General features: G+C 71.9%; 6 protein-coding genes. 2 read left to right on the top strand and 4 right to left on the bottom strand.

Going from position 1 to position 9,950, the window contains the following annotated elements; genetic code table 11:
* The 3 genes from ACH4E7_RS15865 to ACH4E7_RS15855 form a co-directional block, all read right to left on the bottom strand.
* A partial coding sequence (locus ACH4E7_RS15865; protein ID WP_396249608.1) for an acetyl-coenzyme A synthetase N-terminal domain-containing protein occupies positions 1–221 on the bottom strand: 221 nt, incomplete at its 3' end.
* Positions 222–300: 79 nt separating this feature from the next.
* Positions 301–1,935: a cation acetate symporter gene (locus tag ACH4E7_RS15860; protein WP_396249607.1), complete on the bottom strand. Its 1,635-nt coding sequence runs from the start codon at positions 1,933–1,935 to the stop codon at positions 301–303.
* On the bottom strand, positions 1,932–2,369 hold the full coding sequence (locus tag ACH4E7_RS15855; RefSeq protein ID WP_396249606.1) for a DUF485 domain-containing protein: 438 nt from the start codon (positions 2,367–2,369) through the stop codon (positions 1,932–1,934). Before ACH4E7_RS15855 ends, ACH4E7_RS15860 begins: the two co-directional genes overlap by 4 nt.
* A 477-nt stretch (positions 2,370–2,846) precedes the next feature.
* Between ACH4E7_RS15855 and ACH4E7_RS15850 the strand changes: the two genes are divergently transcribed.
* Complete coding sequence (locus ACH4E7_RS15850) at positions 2,847–5,786, top strand: ATP-binding protein (protein ID WP_396249605.1); 2,940 nt, start codon at positions 2,847–2,849, stop codon at positions 5,784–5,786.
* Positions 5,787–5,827: 41 nt separating this feature from the next.
* Positions 5,828–6,250: a hypothetical protein gene (locus ACH4E7_RS15845; RefSeq protein ID WP_396249604.1), complete on the top strand. Its 423-nt coding sequence runs from the start codon at positions 5,828–5,830 to the stop codon at positions 6,248–6,250.
* Between the two features lie 140 nt (positions 6,251–6,390).
* Here the strand turns inward: ACH4E7_RS15845 and ACH4E7_RS15840 are convergent, their stop codons facing one another.
* The gene (locus ACH4E7_RS15840) at positions 6,391–9,240 is read right to left on the bottom strand and encodes a BTAD domain-containing putative transcriptional regulator (RefSeq protein WP_396249603.1); all 2,850 of its coding nucleotides are present in this window, start codon (positions 9,238–9,240) and stop codon (positions 6,391–6,393) included.
* Positions 9,241–9,950 lie beyond the last annotated feature (710 nt).

Below are 9,950 nucleotides of genomic sequence, written 5' to 3'. Positions count from 1 at the left end.
TCGGCGAACCACTTGGCGAAGGGCGGGTTGGACCAGTCGAGCGTCTCGGTGGGCTCGACCGCCCAGCTCAGGCGGCGGGCCTGCTCGGCCCAGAAACCCAGACGGTCGGCGGCCGCCCGCTCGTGGTCGGCAGTTGTGGCGTTGGCGTTCGCGGCCAGTCCGGCCGGCGGGGCGAAGCGCCGCTCCTCCCTGAGGAGGTTCGCCAGGATCTCGCTACTCAAGACATGCTCCTTGGTATGTGCCTGTCCGGTCTCGGCCGGACACGGTTCAGCGTTGGCACCGCAGTGCCCGTAGGGGGTGTCAGTGGGCTCCGGCGCCGGTGAGTGAACGGACCTCCAGCTCCGCGTACTTGGCCGGATCCACCGTCTCGCGTGACACGCGGCTTCCCAGCCAGCCGAGCAGGAAGCCGATCGGGATGGAGACGAGGCCGGGGTTCTCCAGCGGGAACCAGTGGAAGTCGCTATGGGGCAGCAGGGATGCCGGTGTACCCGAGATGACCGGGGAGAAGACCACCAGCAGTACGGAGGAGAGAAGGCCGCCGTACATGCTGCACAGGGCGCCGGTGGTGTTGAACCGCTTCCAGAAGAGGCTGTACAGGATCGTCGGCAGGTTGGCCGAGGCCGCGATGGCGAAGGCCAACGCCACCAGCGCCGCGGTGTTGAGCTTGTCCGCGAACATGCTCAGGACGACGGCCAGTGCGCCGATCCCGACGGCGGCGAGCCGTGCCACCCTGACCTCCTGCGCCTCACTCACCCTGCCCTTGCGCATGGCCTGGGCGAAGAGATCGTGAGCGAACGAGGTGGACGACGTGAGGGTGAGCCCGGCCACCACCGCGAGGATCGTGGCGAAGGCCACCGCCGAGATCAGCGCCAGCAAGGTGGCGCCCGTGGTCGAACCAGGACCGCCGCCGAGCATCTCGGCCAACATGGGAGCGGCAGTGGTGCCTGCCGGGTTGGCCGCCTTGATCGCCGTGTGGCCCACCAGCGCCGCGGCGCCGAAGCCCAGCACGAGCGTCATCAGGTAGAAGGCACCGATGATGCCGATCGCCCAGTTGACCGAGGTCCGCGCGGCCTTGGCGGTCCGCACCGTGTAGAAGCGGACCAGGATGTGCGGCAGACCGGCGGTTCCGAGCACCAGGGCGACGCCGAGGCTGATGAAGTCCAGCCGGGTGGTGGAGCTGGCACCGTACTTCAGCCCTGGTTCGAGGAACGCCTGCCCCTTGCCGCTGGCCCGGGAGGCCTCGCCCAGCAGGGCCGAGAGGTTCCAATCGAACCTGCTCATCACCAGAACGGTCAGCACGAGCGTTCCGGCCATCAGAAGACCGGCCTTGATGATCTGCACCCAGGTCGTGCCCTTCATGCCGCCGATGACGACGTAGAGGATCATCAGCACGCCCACGCCGAAGACGATCCACTTCTTGGCGGTGTCGCCGGAGACGCCGAGCAACAGGGCCACCAGCGAGCCCGCGCCGACCATCTGGGCCACGAGGTACACGACGGAGACGACGATGGTCGAGATGCCCGCAGCGATGCGCACCGGTCCCTGGCGCAGGCGGAACGCCAACACGTCGGCCATGGTGAAGCGCCCCGTGTTGCGCAGCGGTTCGGCCACCAGCACGAGTGCCAGGACCCATGCGACCAGGAAACCCACGGAGTACAGGAACCCGTCGTACCCGAAGAGGGCGATGGTGCCGGTGACTCCCAGGAACGAGGCGGCCGACATGTAGTCGCCGGAGATGGCGAGACCGTTCTGGAATCCCGAGAACGACCGCCCGCCGGTGTAGAAGTCGGTGGTTCCCTTGCCCTGCCTGCTGGCCCAGAGCGTGACGCCCAGCGTGGCCGCCACCACCACGAGGAAGAGGCCGACCGTCAGCGAACGGTCCCCGTGGCTTCCGGCACCCGCCGCCAGCGCCACCTGTCCGGCACGAGCGGTCACGCGGACACCCCCGCCGCCCGGCCGGGCCCGTGCGGGCCTGCCGCCAGCACCCGCTCGATGTCCTGCCGGACCTGCTCGGCGACGGGGTCGCGCTGCCTGTCGGCGTGGCGCGTGTACAGCCACGCGGTCAGGAAGGTGGCGCCGAACTGCGCCAGACCGAGGAAGAACGCGACGTTCAGCCGGCCGACGACCCTGGCGCCCATGAGGCCCGGCGCGTAGCTGGACAGCAGGACGTACAGCAGGTACAGGCTGAGGACCGCGATCGTCGCCAGGGTCGCGAACGTGCGCTGAGAACGCCGGAGCCGACCGAAGGAAGGGCTGTTCTGCGCCTCCTCGAAGACCGCGGACGCCGTGTCCTGGGGGACCGCGACTGTTCCGACTCTGCCGGACTGGTCGCCCGGGGAGCTGCCGGTGGGGGAAGTGGGCCTGTTCATGAGTCTCTCCGTGGAGGGGGTCGGCACAGCCCGCCGACGGTCGATCCGACCGGGAGGCGGGCGGGGCTCCGGACCGAGGTGGTGGCGAAGCGGCCTCCCCGGCCGGTGGGCGGGGCGGCGAAAGGCAGACGCGGGCCGGCTCGGAGCGCGGGACCTTCACGTCTCACCACGTCCACCGCACGACCCTGTCACGCCGAATCTACGCGCGTTTCGGCCATCGGACATGACGGTGGGGACCGAAGAGTCAGCGGTACGCCTACCGAAGGCGAAAGGCGGCGCAGAAGCCTCTTACCGGATACTTGCGCGCAAGTTACACACGTAGCGAAGGATGCGGATCGAGGCGGCCCGCGGCCCCACCGCGGCCCCGCCGGTTGCCGCACCCGGCCGCACCTGCCGCCGGTTCCACAACGCGGCCCAACCCCCGGGATAGGGTCGCCCGTCAGACAGCAGTGGTGTGACATGTCAGCCAACCCAGCCGTGACCGCTCCCCACGGTGCGGGAGCCGGTCCCGTCCTGAGCGGACGCCACCGCGAGTCGAAAGCCCTCGAACGGCTGCTGGCCACTCCGGGAGGCGGCTGCGCCTCCGTGCTCGTCCAGGGCGGCTGGGGCAGCGGGAAGACCTCGGTGCTGCGGGCCGCCCTGGCCGGGGCCCGCGACGACGCGGCCACCCGCGTCGTGTCCGCGTCGGCCGATCCACTCGAATGCGATCTCCGCTACGCGGTGGTCCGGCAGCTCTTCGAACGCCTGGTCGCGGATGGCGCGGACTCGCCGTACGGCGGGCGGACTCCGGACAGCGCCCGGCGTCCCGCCCCCTGGGAGCCCCGGCCAAGCGGCCCGTCGGGCCCGATGGCCGGACAGGACGCGGCCGCACTCCGCGATCTGTACCAGCTGGCCGCACGACTCACGTCGCATGGACGCCTGTTGGTGGCCGTCGACGACCTCCAGTGGTCGGACACCGCCTCCCTCCGCTGGCTGCGCCACCTGCTGCACCGGGCCGACGACCTGCCTCTGGTCGTCGTCGCCACTCTCGGCCCCGAGGACGCGCGCTCGAACTCGGCGGGCATCGCCGCCGCCGTTCCCCTGTTCCAGCACCGCCTGACGCTGGGAGGCCTCTCCGACGAAGCCGTCGAGTGCCTGGCGGAGGAGGTGCTGGGCGAGGCCCCGGAGCCGTCCTTCACCGCCGCCTGCCGGAACGCGACCGGCGGCAACCTCCTCCTTGTGGACGCCCTGCTGCGCGGCGCCCGGGCTGCCGGGCGCCCGGTCGACGCGGACCTGGCACCGCGGATCACCGAGCTCGTTCCGGCGGATCTGGGCCCCGCCGTGCTCACCCGGATCGAGGGGGTCGCTCCGCACACGACCGCGACCGCGGAGGCGGTCGCGGTCCTCGGTGGCTCGCCGAGCGTCGACCTCCTGACCGCCGTCACCGGGTTGACGCAGCCGCAGGTCGAGGATGCCGCACACGTGTTGGTGCGCGCGGACTGCCTGACCAGGACGGACGAAGGCCTCTCCTTTCGCTACGACGCCCTGGCGGCCGCCGTCGCCTCCGCCGTGCTGCCGAGCATGCGAATGAACCTCCATGTCCGGGCAGCTCGGTTCCTGCTGTCCCAGGGCGCTCCGCTGGAACAGGTGGCCGGGCACCTGCTGCACAGCCCGTTGGGTCACCCTTGGGTACCGCAGGTACTGACCCGCGCAGCCGCGACCGCCAGTGAGCACGGCGACACGGAAAAGGCGATGGCCTTCCTGAAACGCGCCCTGCGGGAGGAACTGACCGAGGAAGCGCGAGCGAGCCTGCTGGCCTCCGTGGGCAGACTGGAACTCTCCTCCAGCGTTCCCGTGGCCGTCCGCAATCTCGAACGCAGCCTGGAGCTGTCACGGGATCCCGCGGACAGGGCCGTCGCCGCACGCGGGCTGGCCGGTGCGATGCTGGCACTGGACCGCTACCCGGATGCTCTGGAAACGTTGAGACGCACCGGTGAGGACCTCCGGGAGACCGATTCCGTCGACGCCGTGTGCCTGGAGGTCGACCTCCTCCACATCGCCCTGACCAACACGGTGCCGGCTCCGGCCGTGGTGCGGCGGCTGATGGAACTGGACATCTCCGACGCGGCGGACACCCGCGTACGGCGCCACCTGGCAGCCCTGCTGAGTCTGCGCGCGGTCATGGTCGGAAGGTCCTCGGAGGAGACCGTTCGCCTCGCACGTCTGGCGCTCAGCCAGGGCGCGGACCCGATGGCCGACGAGTCCGTCGTCTACTACGACGCCGTCCTCTCCCTGCGGGCGGCCGGAGAGACGGAGCTGGCGTTGGAGTACACCGACGCTGCCGCGCGCAAGGCGCAGGCTCGCGGTTCCGTTCTCGCACACGTCATGGCCATGGGCGTTCGCGCCTACACCCACTGCTGGACCGGCCGTCTGCGGGAGTGCCAGGACGATGCGATGTCGGCGCTGGAGGAACTCGCCGGGATCGGCATCGGGCCGCGCCACAGCTTCAGCGTCTTCGCGATCGCCACGTTGACGGACTCACTGGTCAAACAGGGAGAGCACGAGGCCGCCGAGGAACTGCTGCGCCGCGGCGACCTCTCCGGTGCGCTGAACGCCAACTGGGTCAACGAATACGTGCTGATGGTCCGCGGTCGGCTGCGCGTCGCGCAGGGGCGGCTGGAGGAGGGCCTGGCCGACTTCCTGCTGTGCGGCGAACGGACCTGCGGCCGGGGCTTTCACAGTCCGGCAGTCCACCCGTGGCGTTCCGAGGCGGCGCTGGTCCATGCGGCATTGCGGCAGAGCGAGGCCGCCCGGCCGCTGGCCGAGGAGGAGCTGACCCTCGCCCGTGCCTGGGGCGTGCCCGAGACGGTGGGAGTGGCCCTGCATGCCATGGGCACCGTGGTCGGAGGGCAGGAAGGGCTCGACATGCTCCGCGAGGCCGTGGAACTCCTCGGCCGAGCACCCGCGCGCCTGCGCTACGCGCAGGCTCTGGCCGACTGCGGTGTCCTCACCCGCAAGGCCGGGCGGTTGGCCGAGGCGCGTCCCCTATTGCAGAAGGCCGTCAGTGTCGCACACGAGTGCGGTGCGACCCCGCTGGCCGATCGGGCGCTCGCCGAGCTGCGGGCTGTCGGCGACCGTCCGCGCGGCCGCTCGTTCCACGGGGTCGACGCCCTGACGGCCACCGAACGCCGGGTCGCGAACCTGGCCGCCCAGGGCATGACCAACCGCGAGATCGCCCAGCACCTCTTCGTCGGCCTGCGCACCGTGGAGCTCCACCTCACCAATGTCTACGGCAAGCTCGCCATCGACGGCCGTGCGGGGCTGGCGCACACGCTGTCGTCCTCCCAGGGCCGTCGCAGCGAACGGACGGACCGCGGCGCGACCGGCGGGAAAGCCCTCGGTCCCGACCGACAGGTGTCCGCGTCGTCCGGCGCCTAGATTTACCGGTCTATACCATCCGCGGTTACGGAAGGAGACCCGTGGCGCTGAACAAGCCGACCGTGATCGAAGCCGTTGGCAGGAGCATTCGGCAGGCCGATCCGGGCCGGCGTCCCGTGGCGACGCTGGCCGTCGTCTGGGGAGAGGACCATCCGCTGCTCGACGCGCTGATCACCGGCATCGACACGGCGGACACCCACTTCGTCACCCTCACCGACCGGGCCGTGCTGGTGCACAGGATCCGGGGCGCGTTCTTCCGCCAGCCGGACCGGCTGACGCTGACCCTCGACCGGGAGGAGGCCCGCTCGGCGATCAGTGATGTCCGACGAGGGGTTCTGTGGAGCTCCTTCCAGCTCCAGCCCCCAGGTGGAGCCAAGCCCGTCCGTCTGAGCGTCTGCCGGGCGTGGTTCCCGGAAATGGACCGCTTCCTCGCCGAACTGGCCGTCGAGGCGGCGCATCCGTGACCGGTGAACCGTCGGCCGGAAGGCGCCCGGGCCCGCTCGGGCAGGAGCGGGGCCGCAGCACGCTGCGGCGACTACGAGCCCACCGCACGGTTCGCCGTCACTTCCCGCGAACCGACGGGACCGCCGGCCGGCCGGGGCACTTATCCGGTGCGGTCGAGAAGATCTCGCGCCTGCTGCTCACCCGATGTGTCGCCGAGCTCTGCGAGCGCGGCCAGTGCCCGCTCCGCGAACGGACCGGCCTGGTCCGGCCGACCGGCGCCGGCCAGCGCCGAGGCACAGGACAGCAGTGTGTGGGCGCGCTGCGTCCGAAGCCCCCGCACCTCGCACAGGTCGAGGGCCGCACGGTACTCCTCCAGGGCTTCGTCGTGACGGCCGAGCGCCGCCAGCGCCTCGCCCAGGGCGCGGTGGGCGAGGGCGGTACCGGTGGGGCTCTCGGCCTCGCGGCAACTCGCGAGAGCGTCCCGGGCGGCTTCCAGCGCCTCGTGGGGCTGGTCGAGTGCCAGGTGCGCGCGGACGAGACCGAACGAGCACTGTGCGGCCACACCGAAGTCCTCGATCCGGTGGGACAGGGCCTGACCGTGGCGGAAGTGCGCGACCGCCTCGTCGAGGCCGCCGGGCCGCATGGCGGCCACCATTCCCGTGACGTGCACCAGGCGGTGGGGCAGCAGCTGCTGCGGCGGGCCCGGGGTTTCACAGGCGCGGTGGGCCAGCGCGCGCGCCTCCTCGTGCCGTTCGGTGCGCGCGCAGGCGATGGCCGCCACGACACAGCAGAACACGGCGGCGATGCTCTCACCGTGCCGCTCGGCGGCGTCCAGCAGCTTGCGGGCCAGTACCCCCAACACATGCCAGGGCAGGCACAGGTCGGTGTACGGCATGAGGAGCACCAGGAGACTCGCCAGGGTCCGGGTGTCCTCCGCGCCGAGCGACCGGTAGGGGTGGTCGACGATCTGCCCGGCGACGGCGAGCATGGCCCCGAGTTCGTTGATCACCCACTCCTGCGCGTTGGAGTCGTCCAAGAGACCCGGACCGCCGAGCGCCTCCTGCTGGTCGGCCGCGGCGGGCAGCCGGCTGTGCGGCCACTCCGCACGCAGGGCGGCCGCCATCCCGGAAAGGTAGAACCCGGCGGTCCGGCTCAGGGCCTCGCGCCGTACCTCCTGGGCATCGGTCTCCACTGTCCGGTGGCGGGCGAACAGCCGCAGGAGATCGTGGTAGCGGTAGTGCCCGGGGTCGCCCGGCTCCAGCAGCCCGGCATGGGCCAGGTCGTCCAGGATGGCCTCGGCCGCGCGCAGCTCGCACCGCAGGAGCGCCGCTGCGGCAGCCGACGAGACATCGGTCACCTCGGGAATCGCCAGCAACCGGAAGGCCCGCGCCTGGTCTGCGTCCAGGGCCGAGTAGCCGAGCTGGAAGACCTGCTCCACGGCCAAGCTCCCGGTCTCCAGCTCGGTGAGCCGCCGTCCGCGGTCGCCCAGCCGGGACGCCAGGTACGACAGGGACCAGCGCGGCCGAGCCGCCAAGCGGGCGCCGGCGATGCGGACTGCCAGCGGGAGCATGCCGCAGGCGTGCACCAGGTCGGCCGCCGCCTGTGGCTCCCGACGGCACCGGTCGGCTCCCACCATCCGTTCCAGCAGGCTCCGGGCGTCCCCCTCACTGAGTGGTTCCAGTGCGGTGCGGCTGGTCGCGGGCAGGCAGATCAGCGGGGTACGGCTGGTGACCAGGACGGCGCACCCGGACGTGCCCGGAAGCAGAGCGCTCACCTGCGTGACATCAGCCGCGTTGTCCAGCAGGAGGAACAGGCCGCGATCGGCCAGCCACGAGCGGTACAGGGCGGTGCGTTCGTCGCGGTCAAGTGGAATGCGCCCCGGCGCGACGCCCAGCGCCCGCAGGAACAGCTCCTGGACCTCGTACGGGTCCGCGGCCTCCCGGCCGGCCCCGCGCAGGTCGGCGTAGAGCTGGCCGTCGGGGAACCGATCGCGCACGGAGTGCGCGGCGTGAACGGCCAGGGCCGTCTTGCCCACGCCGCCCATACCGTGGATCACGCAGACGACGGGCGCCGTGCTCCGTCTTCGCGCGCCGTCGACAAGGGCGTCGCGCACGCTCGCCACCTCCTCCCGGCGGCCGGTGAAGTCGGGTACGTCCGGAGGGAGTTGCGCCGGAGGTGCCCAGGCCGGGCTCGCCGGTCCGCCGGCTCCGGCCCGCTCGCCCACCAGTGGGGATGCCGCCCGCGACGGTGCCGACAGTGTCGGATCGGCTTCGAGGATGCGCTGGTGCAACCGGACCAGATCGGGTCCGGGATCGACTCCCAGCTCCTCGGCCAGAAGCCGCCTGGCCGTCGCGAACCCGGCCAGCGCCTCCCCCTGACGGCCGCAGCGGTACAGCGCCACCATCTGCAGCGCGCGCAGACCCTCGCGCAGCGGGTGCTCGTCCGCCAGCGCGGTCAGGTCGGTGACGACCCGGGTGTGCCCACCGAGCTGCAGCTCCAGGTCCAGCCGCGCCTCGGTCAGGACCAGCCGGTACTCCGAGAGGCGGTCGCGGTGCCGTTGTGCGTAGTCACCGGGGACTCCGGTCAGCGCCGTGCCGCCCCACAGGCCCTCCGCCTGGGTCAGCAGGCGGGCGGCCACCTCCAGATCCCCCCGGCTTCTGGCCGCCTCCGCCTCGGAGCTCAGCCTCTCGACCTCGGCGATGTCCAACGCCCGGTCATCCAGCCTCAGTGCGTAACCCCCGGCCCGGGAGACCAGGACCTCCGGCGCGGAGGATCCGGTCTCCAGCGCGGCCCGCAGACGCGAGACGTGGTTGCGCAGGGCAACGGGAGCGCTGGCCGGCGGATCCGAGCCCCAGACGTCCTGCACCAGTTCGTCCGAGGGGGCGACCCGGCCGCACCTCAGCGCCAGCGCGGCCAGAACAGCACGCTGCTGCGCCGGTCCCGTGTCCAGTTCCCGTTCACCACGCCATGCCCGGAGCGGCCCGAGTACCGCGATCCGTAGCCCGCCCATGCTGCTGTTCCACCGTTCCGATCCATGGTCTCGGCCGAGGATCCGATGGTGGTCACCTGCTGGACGGCCGAGCCCGAGCTGCCATTTTCCCACTGCCACGACGCCGTCCGGGCGGACCGTCCACGGTTCGGGACGATCGCGCCCGGCCCCGACCGTGCCACGCACCCGGTCGCCGCGGTCGCCCACCGGCGCCCGAACCCCGCCGGCGGCGCCCGGCACCTCCTTACCCGCCCTCTCCACCGCCCTGCCCGGCAGGGTGACCACGGCGCCGTCGCCCGTGCCCAGTTGCCTGTCCAGCCCCACCGGGACGCGATCGAGGACATGTGCCCGCGGGTTCACCCCACTCGCATGAGTCGGCGCTGCGAACGGTACCCACGGGGCGGTTCCCGGGCGGGTGACGGGCCCACCCACGACGGTCGCCCGTGGTCGGCCCGTCCGTGCCTGCCGGTTCCTACAGGTCGCGCGAACCAGCGCGCGACACGTTCGGGGACACCGGGAGCGCAGGAGGGCAGCCACCCGCACGACCGCGACCGCGACCGCGACCGCGACCGCGACCGCGACCGGCAAAGCGAACTGCCCACCAGCAAGCTGATGGGCAGTCACGTTCGTCGCCGGCCCGGCGAGTCGGGTCTGCGGAACTCCTGCGATCGGCGAAGGCGCGATCAGTCGCGATGCTGCGGACAAGCGCAGGCGGGCCACGAATCATAGGA

This window comes from Kitasatospora sp. NPDC018058 (genome assembly GCF_044327205.1).
GTDB lineage: Bacteria > Actinomycetota > Actinomycetes > Streptomycetales > Streptomycetaceae > Kitasatospora.
The sequence above is the reverse complement of the archived record's forward strand: the minus strand, read 5'-3'. Positions and strand labels throughout refer to the sequence as shown.